The 19716-nt window shown below is 57.8% G+C and carries 19 protein-coding genes; 16 read left to right on the top strand and 3 right to left on the bottom strand.

The window, feature by feature from the left end:
- Window positions 1-150 precede the first annotated feature (150 nt).
- Window positions 151-1131 carry an NAD(P)H-dependent flavin oxidoreductase gene (locus B150_RS0108730; protein WP_026168285.1) on the top strand — a complete coding sequence of 327 codons (981 nt, stop codon included), beginning with the start codon at window positions 151-153 and terminating at the stop codon, window positions 1129-1131.
- A gap of 107 nt (window positions 1132-1238) precedes the next feature.
- Window positions 1239-2327, top strand: a complete 1089-nt coding sequence (locus tag B150_RS0108725) for a dipeptidase (RefSeq protein WP_020399530.1) — start codon at window positions 1239-1241, stop codon at window positions 2325-2327.
- Here the strand turns inward: B150_RS0108725 and B150_RS0108720 are convergent.
- Window positions 2324-3253 (bottom strand): carbon-nitrogen hydrolase family protein, encoded by a 930-nt coding sequence (locus tag B150_RS0108720; protein ID WP_020399529.1) that lies wholly within the window; start codon window positions 3251-3253, stop codon window positions 2324-2326. The two genes, B150_RS0108725 and B150_RS0108720, sit on opposite strands and share 4 nt — an antisense overlap.
- Before the next feature lie 279 nt (window positions 3254-3532).
- On the opposite strand from B150_RS0108720, the gene rplU reads away from it, so the two are divergent.
- The 14 genes from rplU to B150_RS0108650 all read left to right on the top strand — a co-directional run bounded on the left by rplU (window position 3533) and on the right by B150_RS0108650 (window position 17780).
- A complete protein-coding gene (gene rplU / locus B150_RS0108715) occupies window positions 3533-3895 on the top strand; it encodes a 50S ribosomal protein L21 (RefSeq protein ID WP_020399528.1) in 363 nt (120 codons plus the stop codon).
- Window positions 3896-3924: 29 nt separating this feature from the next.
- Window positions 3925-4176 carry a 50S ribosomal protein L27 gene (rpmA, locus tag B150_RS0108710; protein WP_020399527.1) on the top strand — a complete coding sequence of 84 codons (252 nt, stop codon included), beginning with the start codon at window positions 3925-3927 and terminating at the stop codon, window positions 4174-4176.
- 221 nt (window positions 4177-4397) lie between these two features.
- A complete protein-coding gene (locus B150_RS0108705; protein ID WP_020399526.1) occupies window positions 4398-6581 on the top strand; it encodes a methyl-accepting chemotaxis protein in 2184 nt (727 codons plus the stop codon).
- A 121-nt stretch (window positions 6582-6702) separates the two neighbouring features.
- On the top strand, window positions 6703-7776 hold the full coding sequence (obgE, locus tag B150_RS0108700; protein WP_020399525.1) for a GTPase ObgE: 1074 nt from the start codon (window positions 6703-6705) through the stop codon (window positions 7774-7776).
- Between the two features lie 11 nt (window positions 7777-7787).
- Window positions 7788-8921: a glutamate 5-kinase gene (gene proB, locus B150_RS0108695; RefSeq protein WP_020399524.1), complete on the top strand. Its 1134-nt coding sequence runs from the start codon at window positions 7788-7790 to the stop codon at window positions 8919-8921.
- Between the two features lie 12 nt (window positions 8922-8933).
- Window positions 8934-10199, top strand: a complete 1266-nt coding sequence (locus B150_RS0108690) for a glutamate-5-semialdehyde dehydrogenase (RefSeq protein ID WP_020399523.1) — start codon at window positions 8934-8936, stop codon at window positions 10197-10199.
- Window positions 10200-10201: 2 nt separating this feature from the next.
- On the top strand, window positions 10202-10849 hold the full coding sequence (gene nadD, locus B150_RS20295) for a nicotinate (nicotinamide) nucleotide adenylyltransferase (protein ID WP_202899380.1): 648 nt from the start codon (window positions 10202-10204) through the stop codon (window positions 10847-10849).
- Complete coding sequence (gene rsfS, locus B150_RS0108680) at window positions 10850-11245, top strand: ribosome silencing factor (protein WP_020399521.1); 396 nt, start codon at window positions 10850-10852, stop codon at window positions 11243-11245.
- Window positions 11246-11339: 94 nt separating this feature from the next.
- On the top strand, window positions 11340-11801 hold the full coding sequence (rlmH, locus tag B150_RS0108675; protein WP_020399520.1) for a 23S rRNA (pseudouridine(1915)-N(3))-methyltransferase RlmH: 462 nt from the start codon (window positions 11340-11342) through the stop codon (window positions 11799-11801).
- A 61-nt stretch (window positions 11802-11862) separates the two neighbouring features.
- The gene (gene gpmI / locus B150_RS0108670; protein ID WP_020399519.1) at window positions 11863-13443 is read left to right on the top strand and encodes a 2,3-bisphosphoglycerate-independent phosphoglycerate mutase; all 1581 of its coding nucleotides are present in this window, start codon (window positions 11863-11865) and stop codon (window positions 13441-13443) included.
- Window positions 13430-14653, top strand: coding sequence for a murein hydrolase activator EnvC family protein (locus B150_RS22305; protein ID WP_162139676.1), 1224 nt, complete (start codon window positions 13430-13432; stop codon window positions 14651-14653). The genes gpmI and B150_RS22305 overlap by 14 nt, the downstream gene beginning before the upstream one ends.
- 50 nt (window positions 14654-14703) lie before the next feature.
- Window positions 14704-16050 (top strand): S41 family peptidase, encoded by a 1347-nt coding sequence (locus B150_RS0108660; protein ID WP_020399517.1) that lies wholly within the window; start codon window positions 14704-14706, stop codon window positions 16048-16050.
- 57 nt (window positions 16051-16107) lie between these two features.
- Window positions 16108-17298 carry a divergent polysaccharide deacetylase family protein gene (locus B150_RS20285; protein WP_020399516.1) on the top strand — a complete coding sequence of 397 codons (1191 nt, stop codon included), beginning with the start codon at window positions 16108-16110 and terminating at the stop codon, window positions 17296-17298.
- 14 nt (window positions 17299-17312) lie between these two features.
- On the top strand, window positions 17313-17780 hold the full coding sequence (locus tag B150_RS0108650) for an RNA pyrophosphohydrolase (protein WP_020399515.1): 468 nt from the start codon (window positions 17313-17315) through the stop codon (window positions 17778-17780).
- A gap of 71 nt (window positions 17781-17851) precedes the next feature.
- Here B150_RS0108650 and B150_RS0108645 read toward each other — a convergent pair whose 3' ends face one another.
- Together B150_RS0108645 and atpD are read right to left on the bottom strand one after the other, a co-directional pair.
- Entirely contained in the window at window positions 17852-18259 is a 408-nt protein-coding gene (locus tag B150_RS0108645; RefSeq protein WP_020399514.1) for a F0F1 ATP synthase subunit epsilon, read from the bottom strand.
- Window positions 18260-18279: 20 nt separating this feature from the next.
- Window positions 18280-19698, bottom strand: coding sequence for a F0F1 ATP synthase subunit beta (atpD, locus tag B150_RS0108640; protein ID WP_020399513.1), 1419 nt, complete (start codon window positions 19696-19698; stop codon window positions 18280-18282).
- Window positions 19699-19716 lie beyond the last annotated feature (18 nt).

Here is a 19716-nt window from a genome sequence, read left to right as displayed (position 1 = left end):
CAAAGACTGATGGTCCATCCGTGATTTGAAATTATTTACTGGACTATATAGTCCAATATCCTATTTTCGCTCTCAGGGAAGTTGACGCAGGGGGCTTTCACCCTACCGTCACGCATTCAAGGTTATTCAAATACAAAGGGACGCATGGCCATGGCGCTACCGCAACAGTTTTCCAATCTGCGTATTCCGGTGATCGGGTCGCCGCTTTTCATCATCTCGAACCCTGATCTTGTGATCGCACAGTGCAAGGCTGGTGTTATTGGTTCCTTCCCGGCGCTCAATGCCCGCCCGGCTCCGGTACTTGAGGAATGGCTGAAGCGCATCACCGAAGAACTGGACCGCCACAACCAGGCCAACCCCGATAGTCCTGCCGCACCTTTCGCCGTGAACCAGATTGTTCACAAGTCGAACGAGCGCCTGATGCATGACGTCGAGATGTGCGTGAAATACAAGGTGCCGGTGGTTATCACCTCCCTTGGTGCGGTCAAGGAAGTCAATGACGCGGCGCATTCCTACGGCGGTGTTGTGATGCATGATGTCATCAACAACCGGTTCGCGAAGAAAGCGATTGAAAAAGGCGCGGACGGCCTGATTGCCGTTGCGGCTGGCGCCGGCGGTCACGCGGGTACACTCTCGCCTTTCGCGCTCATTCAGGAAATCCGCGAGTGGTTTGATGGCCCGCTTGCGCTCTCAGGCTCCATCGCGACGGGCGGTGCAGTGCTCGCAGCCCAAGCCATGGGCGCAGACTTTGGCTATATCGGCTCCGCCTTCATCGCAACTGAAGAAGCCAACGCGGACGAGCGTTACAAGCAAGCGATTGTCGACTATGGTGCCGATGATATCGTCTACTCCAACCTGTTTACGGGCGTGCACGGTAACTATCTCGCGCCGTCCATTGAGGCTGCGGGCCTTGATCCCAAGAACCTGCCCGTGAGCGACCCGACCAAGATGAACTTCGGCTCTGGCGGCAACCAGGACAAAAAGGCCTGGAAAGACATCTGGGGCTGCGGCCAAGGTATTGGCGCGGTGAAAGAGATCGTACCAGCCGCCAAAATGGTCGACCGCCTCGCGAATGAATATTTTGCAGCCAAAGAAAGGCTGATGAACAGTTACGCCAAAGCGGCGGAATAATCGGATTGGGGCGGCTGAGGCCGCCCTTTCTTTTTGTGCTGCACTTGACTTCCCCCTTGCGCCCGGCAACCCTGACGGTTGGGAGTTACAGACTGAGGGGACCATCAATGACATTCGACCGCCGCACTTTCCTCATGGGCGCTGCCGCTACCGGCGCACTGGCATCAATCGCGCCACGTTCTGTGCTCGCCGCAAGCAAGGCGGACCTTGATGCGCTTTATAATCAGGCCATCGTCATCGACACCCTCAGCTTCGCGCGCAAATGGGACGATGAGGAATATGCCGCCGTCGAGCGCTCAGGCTACACCGGCATTATCACAAGCCTTGACCGCTCCTCCCTCAAGGTCGCGCTTGATGAACTTTTGGCCTGGCACCGCAGGGTGGATGAGTTTGGTGAGCGCTACATGTTTGCGCTCAAAGCCGATGACTATCTGGAAGCCAAGAAAACCGGCAAGCTCGCTGTGATGATGAACTTCCAGGACACCATCATGCTTGAAGGTGACGTTGACAATGTGGATGTGCTCTATGAAATGGGCGCCCGCTGTTTCCAGCTCACCTACAACAGCCGCAACCTAGTGGGTGACGGCAGCACCGAACGCACGAACGCCGGCCTTTCAGACTTCGGCGTTGCGGTTGTGGAGCGTATGAACGAGCTTGGCATCATCGTAGATGTTTCCCATTCCGGCAAACAGACGACCCTTGACGCCATCCATCTGTCAAAAAAGCCCATCGCCTTCACCCACACCATGTGTGAGAGCCTGAGGCCGAACCATCCGCGCGCCAAGGAAGACAGCGCGCTCAGGACGTTGGCCGAGAATGGCGGCGTTGCAGGCATTGCAGCCCTTGGCTATTTCATTGGCAAAAACCCGGGCACCGACACCACGATCGAGACCTATGTGGACCATATCGACCACGCGGTGAAACTCATGGGTATCGACCATGTAGGGCTCTCGACCGATTTCCCGGTCCGCGGCATCAAAAGCTGGGCCACAAAGGAGAACTGGTACGACCCGCGCATCAAATTCTACAAAAAAGAATATGACGTGCAGTGGCCCGCGTGGATCCCGGAACTGGATGAGCCGGAGCGGTTCAGGAACCTGCTGCCGGTGCTCGACCGGCGTGGCTATTCGACCGGCGACATGGAAAAGCTCCTTGGCCAGAACTGGTTGCGCTTCTTCCGCGAGACTATCGGCTAGGCTTTAGCGCCGACCACATTCTGCGGCGCCTCATTGACCGTCAGCGTGAATATGTCCGGCCGGGCGTAGTGACCCACAACATCAAGGTCGTACTTCCCGCGCACAATGGCGCTGCGGTCGAGCTCCGCCAATAGCGTGACTTCCTTGCCAAACACCGGTGGAGCCAGCACGTCGCCCATGGGGGAGATGATGCAGCTGCCACCACGGATGAGCACCGTGTCCGGCGCATCACCTTGCACCGGGTGATAGTCCGCCGGGCCGTAGCCGCGCTCCATATACTGGCAAGCGCTCAGCACAAAACAGCGGCCTTCAAGGGCAATGGTTTGCATGGTCGGCAGCCAGACATCGCGGTCATCCACCGTGGGCGCGCAGTAAAACTCCACCCCTTTGCCGTACATGGCCAGGCGAAGCTGCGGCATATAATTTTCCCAGCAGATGGCACCGCCGAGCGTTCCGATCTCGGTTTTGGGGGCCGCGAGAGTGGAGCCGTCGCCAAAGCCCCAAACCACACGCTCAAGCGCTGTGGGCATCAGCTTGCGGTGTTTGCCGATAAGCGCACCGCTTGGCGCATAATAGAGCGAGGTGCAGTAAAGTGTGCCGCCCTCGCGCTCCACCACGCCCACCACGAGGTATACGCCCGCCGCGGCGGCCATTTCGCCAATCGCATCGGCATCCGGCCCCGGCACGGTGATGGCTTGCTCGGCATAGCGCTGGAACATGTCCCGCCCCTCGTTGCTGCGGGAGCCAAGGCGCACACCGAAGTCGAGGCCTTTTGGGTAACCGCCCACAAACGCCTCCGGCAGCACCACAAGCTGCGCGCGCTGCCGCCCGGCGTCGCTGATCAGGTCGCCAAGCTTTTCAAAGGTTTTTGCCTTGTCGAAAAGCGGCGTGCCCGCCTGCACTACTGCGCCGATTACCTTGTCCATGCCGCACTCCTCCATTTGGCCTTGCCAATATCTCTATTGCGCGGGCCTGCGATTATCAAATAAACAAGCGTCGAGCGGGCGCATTCCTTGCGTTTCAGCGCCTTTTCCATTGACTCATGCGCGCATATCCGTATATTCCGCGCGAGTTGGCGGAAGGAACTGATTCCTCTCCGTCACTTTTGCTTTGAAAAAAGCCAGCGGAAACCGCCCAAAGTGTGGGACGTTTCAAAGGGTTTGGTCCACCCGGTTGTCTGCGGCGCACATTAGAAAGGAACATTTATGTTCGCAGTCGTAAAGACAGGCGGTAAACAGTACCGCGTTGCCGAAGGCGATGTGATCAAGGTTGAAAAACTTGATGGCGAAGCTGGCAAAAACATCACTCTCGATCAAGTTCTCATGGTTGGCGACGACAAGGGCGTCAAAGTTGGTGAGCCGCTCGTAGCTGGCGCCAAAGTGACCTTCGAGGTGCTGGAGCAAAAGAAAGACAAGAAAATCGTCGTCTTCAAAAAGAAGCGTCGTCAGAACTATCGCCGTAAGAAAGGCCACCGCCAGGAAATTACGGTTCTGCGTGTGACTAAGATCGCTGGCGCAGCTGCCAAGAAAGCAGCAGCGAAGAAGACTGAAGAAGCAGCTGCTGAATAAGCGGCCCGATTAGATAAAGGAGTACTCTAATGGCTCATAAAAAAGCTGGTGGTAGTTCCCGTAACGGCCGTGACAGTGCTGGCCGCCGTTTGGGCGTAAAAAAATTCGGTGGTGAAGCAGTTCTCGCGGGCAATATCATTGTTCGTCAGCGCGGCACCAAAGTATATCCAGGTGAAAACGTTGGCATGGGTAAAGACCACACCCTCTTCGCACTGACCGAAGGCAACGTGAAATTCTCCAAAGGCAAGGGCGGTCGCTCCTTCGTCTCTGTTGAGAACTAAGATTAGCCAACTATTGGCTGACTGAATTGAAGGCGGGCTTTTTAGCCCGCCTTTTTTCATGCACTCCCAACACCCCACCTTTAGTAAAAACTATGACAGTCCCGATACAATTTGTGATAAAACGACATTAACTAGTTAATTTCCCGACATGGTTACATGGAAAGTGCGTGCGAATAGTATGAGTTAAGCGTTTCACATCATTGGCATTAAAGGGAGCATGTATGCAAAAGGCCCTGAACAACCTCAGCCTCGGTATGCGTATCGCTGTACTGGCCCTCATCCCCCTCGTCATCGCTGTTGTCATGGCAGCTGCCGAAGTCCGATCCGCGCTCGAACGAAATAACGAAGCACGCTCCATCAGCGAACTCTCCGGCTACGCGCCAGAGGTCAGCGCACTCATCCACGAACTCCAGCGAGAACGCGGCCGCACGGCTGGTTTCATAAGCTCTTCAGGCAAGCCCGAACTCACCCGCCTCATGCAGGCCCAGCGCCTTGAGACAGACAAGGCTCTCGCGCTCCTCAAAGCTGCGGATGCCAATCTTGATCCCGCTGCATTCGGTACCAATTTTGTAAAACAGCTCTCGATAGCGCGCAGGAGCATCAGCTCCCTGGCCGATGTCCGCACCGACGTTGATGGCGGCAAAATGACTCTGCCGCAGATGGCAGGCACCTATACCCAGACCATCGCAACCCTCCTCGACGTGATAAAATCCATGGCAATCATCAGCTCCAACGCTGACCTGTCCCGCCAGATAACGGCTTATGTCGGACTGCTTGAAGCGAAGGAGCGCGCAGGCCTTGAACGCGCCATGGGCAACGCGGGATATGCCAACGGCCAGTTCACCCCCCTCACCTACAAACGCTTCCTTGAACTGATCGAAGCGCAGCAATCCTACCTCGATGTCTTCCGCGCTTATGCAGCCCCCACCATTACGGATTTCTATGACCGCACGGTCACTGGCAGCGCCGTGGACAATGTACAGAAAATGCGGGAGTACGCTATTGACCGGCAAGGCGATGTGGCAAGTGGCCCATACGAGGCGACCTATTGGTTTACAGAGATCACCGCGAAGATTGACCTCCTGAAGGACGTAGAAGATTACACCAACACCTTCATTCTGGACCGCGCGGAAGAGAGTGCCGCGGTCGCCAATAGCGCCCTGTGGATATACTCCATTGCGACTTTGCTGGGTTCACTGTTGGTTATCTTTGCGAGCTACGTGATTTACCGCAGCCTCAACATTCCGCTCAGGGACCTTGAAGGCGTGATGCAGACACTGGCAGGCGGCAGGCTTGATGCCAACGTCCCCTATACGGACTACGGCAGCGCCATCGGGCGCATGGCAAACTGTGTCGAGGAATTCAAGCAAAGCGGATTAGAGCGCAAGCGGCTCGAAGAAAAAGCCCTGCGTGAAATGGCTGAAAAGATGGAGGAACGTGAACGCCTCCAGCGTGAAGAAGCGGAGCGCGAAGCCCGGGAGCACGCACGCGAGGCCGCGGCGATGGAAGCCCGCGTACGCCGCGCCAAAACCATTGAAAGCCTGACCAGTGCGTTCGACCGTCAGGTCGGCGAAGCCCTCGCGACACTGGGCGGTGCGAGCGAAGAGCTAAATGAAGTCGCCAAGGCAATGGCACGCCAGGCTGCCGGCAATGAGGAGCAAAGTAACGCTGCGGCAGGGGCTGCGGAGGAAACCAATGCCAATGTGCATACCGTCGCAAGCGCGGCTGAGGAACTGACCGCATCCATCAGCGAAATCAGCCGTCAGGTTGTGGACAGCAGCGGCATTTCACAAAACGCGGTCGCAGAAGCCAATAAAGCGACTGAGATCGTCGAAATGTTAGGCGCGAGCTCAAACAAGATCGGTGAAGTTGTCAAACTCATTACTGACATCGCCGAGCAGACAAACCTGCTGGCGCTCAACGCTACGATCGAGGCGGCACGCGCGGGCGACGCGGGCAAAGGCTTCGCCGTTGTCGCAAGCGAGGTGAAGGCACTGGCGAATCAGACAGCGCGAGCCACGGACGATATCGCCGTTCACGTGCGCGACATTCAATCGGTCTCGCAGGATGTGGCACACGCCGTTCAGGTTATCCGCAAGATTATCGAGCAAATGAGCGAGATTTCGTCGTCCATCTCGGCCGCGGTTGAAGAACAGGGCGCAGCGACAGGCGAAATTTCCCGCAGCGTGCAGGAAGCCAACCTTGGCACGCAGGAGGTGTCGAAACACGTGGCTGGCGTGCGCACGCTGGCGGGCGAGGCTCGGGAAACTGCCGTACAGGTGCGGGGATCATCCGATTCTATCAGTTCCTGCAGCAATCATATGAAAGAAGTGGTCATCCGCTTCCTCAGTGACGTGCGAGCCGTGCAAAATGAGGACGATGAGTACCCTGTCGCAGCCAAATAAATCGCATGGCAAGCAGCTGGTGGCTGACCACCGCCGAACTTTCGTCATTTTAAAGAAAAAATCGCGGCTTGCTGCGCATCTCGCGCTTCCTTGCGCGCACCTGATCTGATACAAGGCGCGCATGAAATTCGTAGACCAGACCAGAATCTATATTCAAAGCGGCAAGGGCGGAAACGGTTGTGTTTCCTTCCGTCGGGAAAAATTTGTCGAGTTCGGCGGGCCAAACGGTGGTGACGGCGGCAAGGGCGGCGACGTGGTGGTTGAGGCTGTCCACGGCCTGAACACGCTTGTCGACTACCGCTACAAGCGTCACCACAAGGCGCAAAAAGGCCAGCACGGCATGGGCCGGAACATGACCGGCGCCAACGGCGAGGACCTCATCCTGAAGGTTCCCGTTGGCACACAGGTGTTCGATGAGGATATGGAATTCCTGATCGCGGACCTCACCAAAGTGGGTGACCGCGTGGTGCTGGCAAAAGGTGGCCATGGCGGCCTTGGCAACACGCACTTCAAGTCGTCGACCAACCAGGCACCACGCCGCACTACGCCGGGCGGCGAAGCGGAAGAAATGTATGTTGTCTTCCGCCTGAAGCTGATCGCTGACGCTGGCCTCCTTGGTATGCCGAACGCAGGCAAATCCACGTTCCTGAGCGTGGTGTCCCGCGCGAAGCCGAAGATCGCCGATTATCCCTTCACCACCCTCGCGCCGCAGCTTGGCGTTGTTGGCGTGGGCGAGAACGAATTTGTGCTGGCAGACATCCCCGGCCTTATTGAGGGCGCGAGCGACGGCGTCGGCCTTGGCACACGTTTCCTTGGCCACGTGGAGCGCTGCGGTGTACTGCTGCACCTCATTGACGGCACGCAGGAAGATGTGGTTGAGGCTTACGAGATCATCATGGAAGAGCTTGAGCAGTATGGCGGCGAGCTCATCAACAAACCCATGATCATCGGCCTCAACAAATGTGATGCGATTGACCCTGAAGAGCTTGAGGAAAAACGCCTCGCGCTGCAGGACGTCTCGGGCCAGCCTGTGCTGACGCTTTCAGGTGTGACGCAGGACGGCGTGAAAGAAGTACTGTCCGCGCTTTGGGATGTGGTCAAGGAAGACAAGGCCAAACGCGCCGAGGAAGAAGAAGGTTCCGCCGGTTCGGAACAGGAAAGCTCCTCGACGGGTGGCGACTGGTCCCCGATTTAAGGTCAGGACCAGTGTCGTCCCTATCCGCCCATGAAGCAGTCAAAGCCTCCCGCCGCCTTGTAATCAAGATCGGTTCGGCCCTGCTCGTGGAAAAAGAGACCGGGCAACTGCGCGAAGCGTGGCTCAAGGCACTCGCGAAAGATGTCGCGGCGCTAAAGGCCAAAGGCACACAGGTTATCCTCGTCTCTTCAGGCGCGATCGCCATGGGGCTTGAGCCCCTTGGTTTTGACCGTAAGCCCGCGAAGCTTGAGGAAGCGCAGGCTGCTGCATCCGTCGGTCAAATTCGCCTCGCCCAAGCATACCAGTCGCTTTTTGGTGCCGAAGGCATGGTCATCGGCCAGATCCTCTTGACCATCCATGACCTCGAAAACCGCCCGAGCTACCTGAACGCCCGCAATACGGTGGAAGCACTCGTTGAACGTGGCGTGGTGCCAGTGATCAACGAAAACGACACCGTGGCGACCGCAGAAATTCGTTTTGGCGACAATGACCGGCTGGCGGCGCGCGTCGCGCAGATGGCGGGCGCGGATACGCTTATCCTCCTTAGCGATATCGACGGCCTGTATGAATGCGACCCACGCGAAAAAGCAGACGCTCATTTCTTTGACCGTGTGGATGCCATCACGCCGGAAATTGAGGCCATGGCAGGCCCACCGTCTGCCATCACGCCCGGCACTGGCGGTATGATCACCAAACTTAAGGCGGCAAAAATCGCGCTCGCCGGTGGTTGCTCCATGATCATCATGAACGGCCATGCGCCAAGCCCGGTCATGCGGCTTGAGGCAGGTGAACGCTCGACCCTCTTCCCGGCTGCGACAGACCCGATGACCGTGCGCAAACAGTGGATCAGTTCCCTGATGGCGCCTCGCGGCTTTCTGCATGTGGATGCAGGTGCCGTGAAAGCGCTACGGCAGGGCGCGAGCCTGTTGCCAGCTGGTGTCACGGAAGTGGACGGTAATTTCGACCGTGGCGACCTTGTTGCATTTGTGGGGCCCGATGGCCATATCGTGGGACAAGGCCTGTCGTCTTATAGTGTTGAGCACGCCACCCTCATGCGGGGCCGCAAGATGCAGGACGCCTATGAGGTACTTGGCCATGTTGGCCGTTCCGCGCTTGTGCACCGCGACGACCTCGTGCTCCTCTAGAAAGGCTTCACCATGGATGAAACACTAGATATTCACCAGATGATGGCCGAGATGGGCGCGCGCGCCAGAGCCGCAAGCAAAGCGCTTGCGCTCGCAAGCACCGAAGCCAAGAACAAGGCGCTCACCATCGCCGCACAGGAATTGCGCACTTCCCGCACAGATATCCTCGAAGCCAACGCAAAGGATATCGAGTTTGGCGAGAAAAAAGGCCTCACAGGCGCGATGATCGACCGGCTGGTTCTCAACAAGGACCGTATTGAAGCCATTGCGAAGGGCCTTGAAGATATTGCCGCGCTCAAAGACCCCGTGGGTGATGTGATCGCACAGTGGGATCGCCCGAACGGCCTGAATATCTCCCGCGTGCGAGTTCCGCTTGGTGTGATTGGCGTTATCTATGAAAGCCGCCCCAACGTGACGGCTGACGCAGGCGCGCTGTGCCTCAAGGCCGGAAACGCAGTGATCTTGCGCGGCGGCAGCGAAAGCCTGCATTCAAGCCGCGCCATCCACGATTGCCTTGTAAAGGGCCTGAAGGCCGCGGGCCTTCCTGAAGCCGCCATTCAGCTTGTGCCCACACGTGACCGCGCGGCCGTTGGTGAAATGCTCACCATGTCCGGCGTGATTGATATCATCGTGCCTCGTGGTGGCCGGTCGCTGGTGGAACGCGTGCAAACCGAGAGCCGCGTGCCGGTGTTCGCACACCTCGAAGGCATCTGCCATGTGTATATCGACGGCGCTGCCGACCCACGCAAGGCACGCGACGTGGCACTCAATGCCAAAATGCGCCGTACCGGTATTTGCGGTGCCGCCGAAACCCTGCTTGTCGACAAAAAAGCTGAAGCCATCGCCATCTTCGTCGTGGGTGCCCTGCTGGATGCAGGCTGCGAAGTGCGCGGTGACACTGGTATGCAGGCGCTCGACGACCGGGTGAAACCCGCGTCAGACGAGGACTGGGACACGGAATATTTGGACGCCATCATCTCCGCCCGCTTTGTTGACGGGGTGGAGGGCGCCATTGCCCATATCGCCGAGCATTCCTCAGGCCACACCGAAAGCATCATCACCGAAGATGCGGCTGCCGCCGCCAACTTCCTGAACAAGGTGGACAGTGCCATTGTTATGCACAATGCATCCACCCAGTTCGCCGATGGCGGTGAATTTGGCATGGGTGCGGAAATCGGTATCGCAACCGGCCGCATTCATGCGCGCGGACCTGTGGGCCTCGAGCAACTGACGAGCTTTAAATATCAGGTCCGTGGCGACGGCCAGACCAGGGCTTGATTTTGCCGCCCCGCCCTATATATGAACTGCTTCCCGAAGCCGGACGCTGGCGTGGTCGCACGGTGGCGCTTTATGGCGGCAGCTTCAACCCGGCGCACAAGGGGCACCGGCGTGTAGCGCGCGAATGCCTGAAGCGGCTGGGCGTAGATGCGATCTGGTTTCTAGTCAGCCCCGGCAACCCGCAGAAAGCTGACGGCACCATGGCTGCGTTTCGTCGGCGCAAGGAAAGTGTAGAGATAATGGTAGGCCATCACCCGCGCATGGTGGTCACCGATGTTGAGCGCAGGCTTGGCACCCGGTTCAGCGCGGATACCGTCGCTGCGCTCAAGCGCGCAATGCCGGAGACAAAGTTTATCTGGATCATGGGGGCGGACAATCTGGCCTCCTTCCACACATGGCGCAACTGGCAGGACATCGCCCGCGCGCTTCCCATTGCGGTTTTTGACCGTCCGGGGTATGCTATGCGTGGGTTAAACGGCCGGTTCGCGCGGCGATTTGCGAGGTTTCGCAAGACGCCAAAAGAACTTAAGGCTTCCCAATCACCGGCTTGGGCGTTTGTGACAATGCCACGTCATCCCGCTTCAGCCACACAGGCCCGCCAGCTGTTAGGTGAAAAATGGCTGCCGGGTACCGAGAGAAAGGACAATTAGTTGCAGGCAACATCGGAGACGCACAGCGTCACTGAAACTCCACAGGCCCTCGCGGCTGAGGACATTCTCAACATCGCGGTTTCTGCCCTTGATGACAACAAGGCCGAGGAAATCACCTCCATCAATCTCGCCGGTAAAACCAGCATCGCTGACTATATGGTCATTGCGAGCGGCCGTTCGCAGCGCCAAGTTGCGGCACTGGCAGACTATGTGATCAAAGGCCTGAAGGCTGAAGGTCACCGGGACCTGCTCGTACAGGGCCAGGAACAGGCTGACTGGGTACTGATCGACGCGGGTGACGTGGTTATCCACATTTTCCGCCCGGAAGTGCGTAGCTTCTACAATCTGGACAAGATGTGGGGCACCGCGCTTGAAGAGAGCGAAACGCTGAACTAAGCGTGCCTGACGATGTGCCCGTGCGACCATGCGTGCGGGCCCTGACAAATGACACAAGCAAAGCCGCCAATACCTTGGCTTTGAAGAGGGTGTTTTGCAGCTTTCCATCATCGCCATAGGCCGGATGCAGCGCGGTCCTGAGCAGCAGCTTATGGACGAATACCTTAAGCGCCTGCCTTGGAAATCCACCGTCACCGAAATCGATATCAAAAAGCAGGCCGCCAACGCTGATGAACGCAAGGCGCGTGAAGCCGAACGCCTGCTTGCCGCCATCCCGGATGGCGCAGCGGTGATCGTGCTTGATGAGCGCGGGCGCGCGCTTTCGTCCCGCGATTTTGCCGGCAAGATCGACGAATGGCAGGTGGCTGGCTACAATAATATTGCGATTATTATTGGCGGGGCCGATGGCCTGCACGAAAGCCTCTACGCGCGCGCTGACCTCAAACTCGCATTCGGCACCTTAACTTGGCCACACATGCTTGTTAGGGTCCTGATTGCCGAACAAATTTACCGCGCGTGGTCAATTAATGCGGGCCATCCCTATCACCGCGACTAAATTTGTGGCAAAACGCTTTTGAACCGCCCATTTTCAGACATATGAACAAACAGGTTAAGCCATGAGTGAGCAAGCAACAAAGACGCCGAAACCCGTAGTGCTCTGTATCCTTGACGGTTGGGGATACCGTGAGGACAGCAAGGACAACGCGATCAAGCTTGCCAAAACACCCAACTATAGCCGCCTGTGGGACAGCGCCGCGCGTGCATGGCTGCAAACAAGCGGTCTCGCCGTTGGCTTGCCGGACGGTCAGATGGGCAACTCGGAAGTGGGTCATATGAATTTGGGTGGTGGCCGCGTCGTGATGCAGGACCTGCCCAAGATTGATGAAGCGATCGCGAACGGCACACTCAACAGCAATGATGAGCTTGTTGCCTTTATCGAGAAGCTGGAAAAAAGCGGCGGCACCGCGCATCTGCTTGGGCTGTTGTCGCCCGGCGGGGTCCACAGCCACCAACGGCATATGGCAGCACTCGTGAAAGCGATTGACGCGTCTGGCGTGCCGGTGCGGGTGCATGCTTTCCTTGATGGTCGTGATACGCCGCCGCGCTCCGCCCTGCCCTACATCGAAGAATTTGAAACCGCGATTGCAGATTGCCGCGACGCGCGCATCGCTACCGTTTCGGGCCGCTATTGGGCCATGGACCGTGACAAACGCTGGGACCGTGTCTCCAAAGCCTATAACGCCATGGTCAAAGGCAGTGGTATCGAGACCGCAGGCAGCGCAACAGAGGCGGTGAATGCGGCTTACGCGCGTGACGAAAACGATGAGTTTGTTGCAGCAACCGTGCTGGGCGACTATCGCGGCATGGCGGACGGCGACGGCCTCCTTATGGCGAACTTCCGTGCTGACCGCGCACGGCAGCTCCTGACCGCCCTTGTTGACCCGGCATTTGATGGCTTTGACCGCGGCAAGTTGGTGAAGTTTGCCGCGCAAGCGGGCATGGTTGAATATTCAAATGCCTTGAATGAATTTCTGGCTGTGCTTTTCCCGTCCGAAGAAATCAAAAACTCGCTTGGTGAAGTTTTGGCGAAAGAGGGCATCGGACAACTCCGCATCGCTGAAACCGAGAAATATGCTCACGTGACCTTCTTCTTCAATGGCGGGTCCGAGGACGTGTTTGAAGGTGAAGACCGTATCCTTATACCGTCCCCAGACGTCGCGACCTACGATCTGAAACCCGAGATGTCGGCGCCAGAGGTGACAGACAATATCGTTGAGGCCATCGCCTCCGGCAAATACGGCGCGATCATCGTCAACTATGCCAACCCGGACATGGTAGGCCACACCGGTGTACTGTCCGCGGCGATCAAAGCCGTTGAAACCATCGATACCTGCATCGGGCGACTGGAAGAGGCCGTGGAGAAAGCGGGCGGCGCACTTATCATCACCGCAGACCACGGTAATGTTGAGATGATGATGGACGAAAGCACCGGCCAACCGCACACCGCGCACACCAGCTTTGACGTGCCGGTTGTGATGATCGGTGGCAATGCCGGCCTCAAGGATGGCCGCCTTGCCGACGTTGCCCCCACGGTGCTTGACCTTCTCGGCATAAAGCAACCCACAGAAATGACCGGCCACAGCCTTCTTGACCGCGATGCGGCCCAAAAAACGGCGGAGCACCGTGCCACTGCATAACGCGCGACACTCAAGAACTTTGCAACGCGCGCTGACATCCAGCGCGCTCGTCGCCCTTCTGCTGTCATCAGGCGCGATGGCGCAGGAACGCAAAGACGCGGCGGAAAGCAACCTCAATCGGCTTGAAGAACAGATCGCTAGAAGCGAAAAGGAAAAGGCGGCTCTTGAGGAAGCGGCGGAGAAAGCGGCGGCCGAAGCGCGCAAGCTTTCTGAGGATCTTGTGGAAGTTGCGAAAGAACTGCGCCTGACCGAACAGAACGCCACGCGACTTGAACAGCGAATCAGCGATCTGGAAGCCGAAGCCAAACACAAAAAAGAGGCGCTTGAGGTCCGGAAAGTTGAGCTCCTGAAGCTCCTGTCCGCGCTTGAGCGGTTGTCCGCTCGTCCTGCTGTCTTCACCTTCCTGCAACCGGAAGAAGCCCTCAAGACCGCACGCAGCGCGTCCCTGATGGGGGAACTTGTGCCCAACATCAACGCTCGGGCCGAGGCCCTCAGGGGCGAGCTTTCAGCCCTTGCCGCCATTCAGGAAAAACTGTCGGCCGAGCGTTTCTCGCTCAAAAATACTTTGGCACAGTTAACACAACATCAACTAAAACTTGGTTCACTTCTTGAGAGGCGCAAGGCAGAGGAAGCAAAGGCCCGCACTGACGCTGAGCGAACCGCGCGCGAACTGATGGACTTTGCCCGCAAAGCCAAGAGCCTCAAGGATTTGATCGACAAACTGGAACAACAGGCCGCAAAACAGGCTGCAAAGGCGCCCGTGCGTGTTAATCCGGTAAATCGAAACCCTGTTGCGCCTGCCGGCAAGCCGATAGCCGCAATGAAGGGCATGCTGCCCTACCCAGCTGCTGGCGCGATTGTTTCGCGCTTCGGTGACCAGGAAGCGGCAGGACATGCAAAAGGCATCAAGATCGCCGCACGGCGCGGAGCGCAGATTGTTTCGCCCTATGATGGCCAGATTGTTTTTGCAGGACCATTCCGTGGCTATGGCCATCTTGTGATCATTTCACACGGTAATGGCTACCACAGTCTACTCGCCGGGCTTGCGGACCTGCAGGCTGTCGTGGGACAGTGGGTATTAATGGGTGAACCGGTTGGCAAAATGCCGGAGCGTACAGACGGTGAAGAGCTGTACCTTGAGATGCGGCAAAAGGGGGATGCAATTGATCCCCTGCCCTGGTTAAGCAAACAGACAGCAAGCGGCAGGTAATTTGCCGCAGCGAAGTTGGTAACGAGTTTTAAAACAAGAAAGGTGTCAACATGCGGAAATTGGTGACGGGTGCCCTCATGGCCTTGATGATGGCGCTGCCTGTACAGGCGGACACGCAGTCAGACAAGGACGACTTCTACGAGCAGCTCGACCTCCTCATGCGCATTTTTGAGCGTGTGCGCTCCGAATATGTTGACGAAGTGGACGACAAGGAAGTGATTGAAGCTGCCATCCAAGGCATGCTGCGCTCGCTTGATCCCCACTCCACCTACCTGAACCCCGAGATTTACCAGCAGGTTCGTGTCCAGATGGAAGGCGAATATGGTGGCCTTGGCATCGAAGTCCAGATGGAAAACGGCGTTGTCAAAGTCGTCTCCCCCATCGATGATACCCCGGCGGACAAAGCTGGCATTCAGGGCGGCGACTTCATCACCCACATCGACGGCGAAGCTGTGATGGGCAAGACACTCACCGAAGCGGTCAAAACCATGCGTGGGCCTGTTGGCTCGCCGATTGTGGTAACCGTTGTCCGCGACGGCGAAGAAGCCCCGTTTGATATTGAAATCATTCGCGAAAAAATCCTCGTCCGTTCGGTGCGTCACCGCATTGAGGACGAGACGATCGGCTATATCCGCATCACCACCTTCAACATGCAAACTGGTGAGGGTGTCGAGAAAGCGATCCATGAAATTGTTGGTGAGCTTGGGAGTTCGCTCGACGGTGTTATCCTTGACCTGCGCAACAACCCGGGCGGCCTCCTTGACGAAGCCATCCGCGTATCTGACGCCTTCCTTGACCGTGGCGAGATTGTCTCGACCCGTGGCCGTCGCCGCCAGAACAATAACCGCTGGTACGCTACCACCGGCGACATGCTCGATGGTGTACCGATTGTTGTACTGACAAACGCCTACTCCGCCTCCGCCTCCGAGATCGTAGCGGGTGCCCTGCAGGACCATCGCCGAGCTGTGGTTGTGGGTGACAAGACATTCGGTAAAGGTACGGTACAAAGCGAAATCCGCCTTGGTCGCGCCGGTGACCGCGCCATCCGCCTGACAACCGCCCGCTATTTCACGCCAAGCGGCCGCTCCATCCAGGAACGCGGTGTGGAGCCGGACATTCAGGTCCTGTTCCCGCGCCGCAATGCGAACCAAGGTACTGCCGGCCCGCGCCGCGAGGCCGACCTTTCCGGTCATATTGAGAATGATCAGGAAAAGCTGGACCTGACCGGCGAAGAGGATATCGCAGCAGAAGTACAAATCCCGGAAGAAGAACTGACGGATGAAAATGGTGAGCCAGTGGATATCCAGCTCAAATATGCTATTAAGCTGTTGAAAGATATGTCCGGCTTGCCTAAATCTCAGGTCGCCGAGGCGCGTTCCGCCACTGAATCCGAATAGGTTTCCCGGAGCCTTTTGGGGCGGGACTGAAACAACAGACCGAAGGAACTGCTGACGGTGCCGTCCAACTGGAATGCTTTATTTGTCGCTTGGGCCATGAGCCTGATCATCGTGATCGGTGGTGGGCTTTTCTTTGAGCTCACCCATGTGCCCGGTGAACACAAGCCTGCGACTGAGCCTGCAAGCGAAGCCCACAGTACACCTGCCACAGAGACGCAGCATGCAGAAGCGGCGGAGGATCTTTCCACCAGCCAGCCTGCGACGCATGACGCGCAGCCGGACGAGACTTTGGAAGATGGTGGGCCGGCGACGCATGACGAAGACACTACCGAGTACACTTCTGCTGAGGCCACAGCCCCACAACAGGACCCGACCACGGGCCTCGCCATAGAACCTGAAACAACGGCCGAGAGTGCGCCCGAGCTTGCCATTTCTGGCATGCTGCCGGTCGAGGCTGACCCCGCACTGCTTGAGACCACAAACCAGGGCCCATTGCCGCGCATTAGCGACGACGGCAGGCGTCCTGTTGAAGTCTATGGTGCTCCCGGGCCCATCGATCGCACCAAGCCGCGTATCGCGCTTGTCGTGACCGATATGGGCATGATGGCACGCAATACCCGCCGCGCCATTGCAGAGCTGCCGCCACAGGTAACGTTTGCCTTTTCGCCCTACGCGCCAAACCTGATCGAATGGGGTGAAGAATCACGCCGCAACGGGCATGAGGTCCTGCTCATGATCCCGATGGAGCCTGAGAACTACCCACAGAACGACCCGGGGCCACTATCGCTGCTGACCGGCTATTCCACCAAAGAGAATGTGGGCATGCTCAAGGCCTCGCTTGGCACCTTCACCGGCTATGTAGGCATCATCAACCACATGGGCTCACGCTTCACGGCGGCTGTTGACAGCCTGCGCCCGGTGCTGGACGAACTTCAAGCCCGCGGACTGATGATCGTGGACAGCCGCGCGTCGCAGTTCAGCCGCGCGGTCAATATGGCACGGGCGATTGGTGTGCCGTCCGCATACAATAACCGCTATGTGGATGATAACCTCTCGGCGGACGCTATCCTTGCTGAGCTGACCGAGCTCGAGAATTACGCGCGGGCGACAGGCAACGCCGTCGGTGTCGCCCACAACTACCCAGTCACCATCAATGCTGTGAACCGCTGGGCTGCAGGCCTTGAAGCGCGCGGCTTTGTGCTGGTGCCCGTTACCTCGGTCGCCGACAGGCAGCCGCTGCCGCGCTAACAGGACTACCTTTCATGAGCAAAGCTGACGACCTTCCCTATCGCCCCTGCGCGGGCATCATGCTGATCAATGGCACGGGCCAGATCTTTGTTGGCGAGCGCATCGACATGCCCGGCGCCTGGCAGATGCCGCAAGGCGGCATTGATGAAGGTGAAAGCCATGAAGAAGCAGCGCTGCGTGAGCTTGAGGAAGAGATTGGCGTCACACCGGGTGAAGCTGAGATCGTCAAGGCCACGGCTGACTGGGTTTATTATGACCTGCCGGACCACCTGCTCGGCAAAGCGTGGGGCGGCAAGTTCCGCGGCCAGAAACAGCGCTGGTTCCTTGTGCGCCTGACCGCCGGTGACGACGCCATCAATATCGAAACCGATCACCCAGAGTTTTCGCGCTGGAAATGGACCGACGCGCAGTCGCTGCTCGCAGAGATCGTACCGTTCAAGCGGCCGGTTTATGAGGCAGTGGTGCAAGAGCTTCTTGGCTGAGGCCAATTTGCATCCAAACAAAAAAGGCGGCCTGTTGAGCCGCCTTTTTCATAACTGAATATCTGTCGCGGTTAGGCAGCGACAACGTCCGCGAGGGCCACCATCCACGCCAGTTCTTTTTCAAGAACCGCGCGCTCAACATCGTCTTTTGCGTCAGCGATGTCTTCGCGGGTGTCCGCGATCTTTTGGTTGAGTTCACCGGTGTCCACTTTGTCGAGCGCAATGGTCTCTTCAGCGAGGATGGTGAGGCCGGACGGGCTGATCTGCGCGAGGCCGCCTTTTACAAAAAGGCGCTCGGGCGTGCCGTTCTCGGTCTCGAAAATCTCAACCACACCGGGACGGATGGTGGACATCATGGGCGCATGGTCCGGCAGTGCAGCGAAGTCGCCCTCGGCACCCGGTACGACAATCATCGCAGCCTCGGCGTCTTTCAAAAGGCGCTCTGGCGAGACGATTTCATAGTGTAGCGTATCGGTCATGATGTCCTGATCCCGTTTTATTAGGCAGCTTCAGCAGCCAGTTTCTCAGCTTTCGCAACAGCCTGCTCGATGTTACCAACGAGGTAGAACGCTGCTTCCGGAAGGTGATCGTATTCACCAGCCACGATAGCCTTGAAGCCTTTGATCGTGTCTTCGAGGGAGACGAGCTCACCCGGAATACCGGTAAAGATTTCTGCCACGTGGAACGGCTGGGAGAGGAAACGCTGGATCTTACGAGCGCGTGCCACAACCAGTTTGTCGTCCTCGGAAAGTTCGTCCATGCCGAGAATGGCGATGATGTCTTGCAGCGACTTGTACTTCTGCAGAACTTCCTGAACCGAACGGGCAACAGCATAGTGCTCTTCACCGAGAACGCGCGGGTCGAGAATACGCGAGGTACTGTCGAGCGGATCCACTGCCGGGTAGATGCCGAGCTCGGCGATCTGACGGCTGAGAACCGTGGTAGCATCAAGGTGTGCGAACGACGTAGCAGGAGCCGGGTCGGTCAAGTCATCCGCAGGTACGTAAACGGCCTGTACGGACGTGATCGAGCCCTTCTTCGTGGAGGTAATACGCTCCTGAAGTGCGCCCATGTCGGTCGCCAGTGTCGGCTGGTAGCCCACAGCAGACGGGATACGGCCGAGAAGTGCGGACACCTCAGCACCTGCCTGCGTGAAGCGGAAGATGTTATCTACGAAGAACAGAACGTCCTGGCCTTCCTGGTCACGGAAGTATTCCGCGAGGGTCAGACCGGTCAGTGCCACACGTGCACGGGCTCCCGGAGGCTCGTTCATCTGACCGTATACGAGGGCTGCTTTGCTCTCGCCGTCAAGGTTGATAACCTTGGATTCGATCATCTCGTGGTAAAGGTCGTTACCTTCACGGGTACGCTCACCCACACCTGCGAACACGGAGTAACCACCGTGGCCTTTAGCGATGTTGTTGATGAGTTCCATGATAAGAACGGTCTTGCCCACACCGGCACCGCCGAAGAGACCAATCTTACCGCCTTTTGCGTAAGGCGCGAGAAGGTCCACAACTTTAATACCGGTCACGAGAACTTCTTGTTCCGTGGACTGGTCTTCGAAAGCCGGAGCTTCAGCGTGGATCGGTGCGGTCTGCTTGTGACCAACCGGGCCGCGCTCGTCAATCGGCTCGCCGATCACGTTCAGGATACGGCCGAGCGTTTCCGGGCCAACCGGTACTGAGATCGGTGCGCCGGTGTCGGTCACAACCGCGCCACGCACGAGACCGTCGGTCGCATCCATTGCAATGGTACGAACAGTGTTTTCACCGAGGTGGGATGCCACTTCGAGAACAAGGCGTTCGCCGTTATTGGTGGTTTCAAGCGCAGACAGGATCGCTGGCAGTTGGTCGTCGAACTGTACGTCCACAACAGCGCCGATTACCTGTGTTACGCGGCCAGTATTCTTAGCCATTTTTTACACTCCTTCGTG

Source organism: Kordiimonas gwangyangensis DSM 19435 = JCM 12864, from assembly GCF_000375545.1.
GTDB lineage: Bacteria > Pseudomonadota > Alphaproteobacteria > Sphingomonadales > Kordiimonadaceae > Kordiimonas > Kordiimonas gwangyangensis.
This window is presented reverse-complemented; position numbering and strand designations above follow the sequence as displayed.

What these genes read in the sequence shown, in the direction of transcription:
- B150_RS0108730 (WP_026168285.1), top strand. Translation starts at nt 151, where the DNA reads ATGGCGCTACCGCAACAGTTTTCCAATCTGCGTATTCCGGTGATCGGG.
- B150_RS0108725 (WP_020399530.1), top strand. Translation starts at nt 1,239, where the DNA reads ATGACATTCGACCGCCGCACTTTCCTCATGGGCGCTGCCGCTACCGGC.
- B150_RS0108720 (WP_020399529.1), bottom strand. Translation starts at nt 3,253, where the DNA reads ATGGACAAGGTAATCGGCGCAGTAGTGCAGGCGGGCACGCCGCTTTTC.
- rplU (WP_020399528.1), top strand. Translation starts at nt 3,533, where the DNA reads ATGTTCGCAGTCGTAAAGACAGGCGGTAAACAGTACCGCGTTGCCGAA.
- rpmA (WP_020399527.1), top strand. Translation starts at nt 3,925, where the DNA reads ATGGCTCATAAAAAAGCTGGTGGTAGTTCCCGTAACGGCCGTGACAGT.
- B150_RS0108705 (WP_020399526.1), top strand. Translation starts at nt 4,398, where the DNA reads ATGCAAAAGGCCCTGAACAACCTCAGCCTCGGTATGCGTATCGCTGTA.
- obgE (WP_020399525.1), top strand. Translation starts at nt 6,703, where the DNA reads ATGAAATTCGTAGACCAGACCAGAATCTATATTCAAAGCGGCAAGGGC.
- B150_RS0108690 (WP_020399523.1), top strand. Translation starts at nt 8,934, where the DNA reads ATGGATGAAACACTAGATATTCACCAGATGATGGCCGAGATGGGCGCG.
- gpmI (WP_020399519.1), top strand. Translation starts at nt 11,863, where the DNA reads ATGAGTGAGCAAGCAACAAAGACGCCGAAACCCGTAGTGCTCTGTATC.
- B150_RS0108660 (WP_020399517.1), top strand. Translation starts at nt 14,704, where the DNA reads ATGCGGAAATTGGTGACGGGTGCCCTCATGGCCTTGATGATGGCGCTG.
- B150_RS0108650 (WP_020399515.1), top strand. Translation starts at nt 17,313, where the DNA reads ATGAGCAAAGCTGACGACCTTCCCTATCGCCCCTGCGCGGGCATCATG.
- B150_RS0108645 (WP_020399514.1), bottom strand. Translation starts at nt 18,259, where the DNA reads ATGACCGATACGCTACACTATGAAATCGTCTCGCCAGAGCGCCTTTTG.
- atpD (WP_020399513.1), bottom strand. Translation starts at nt 19,698, where the DNA reads ATGGCTAAGAATACTGGCCGCGTAACACAGGTAATCGGCGCTGTTGTG.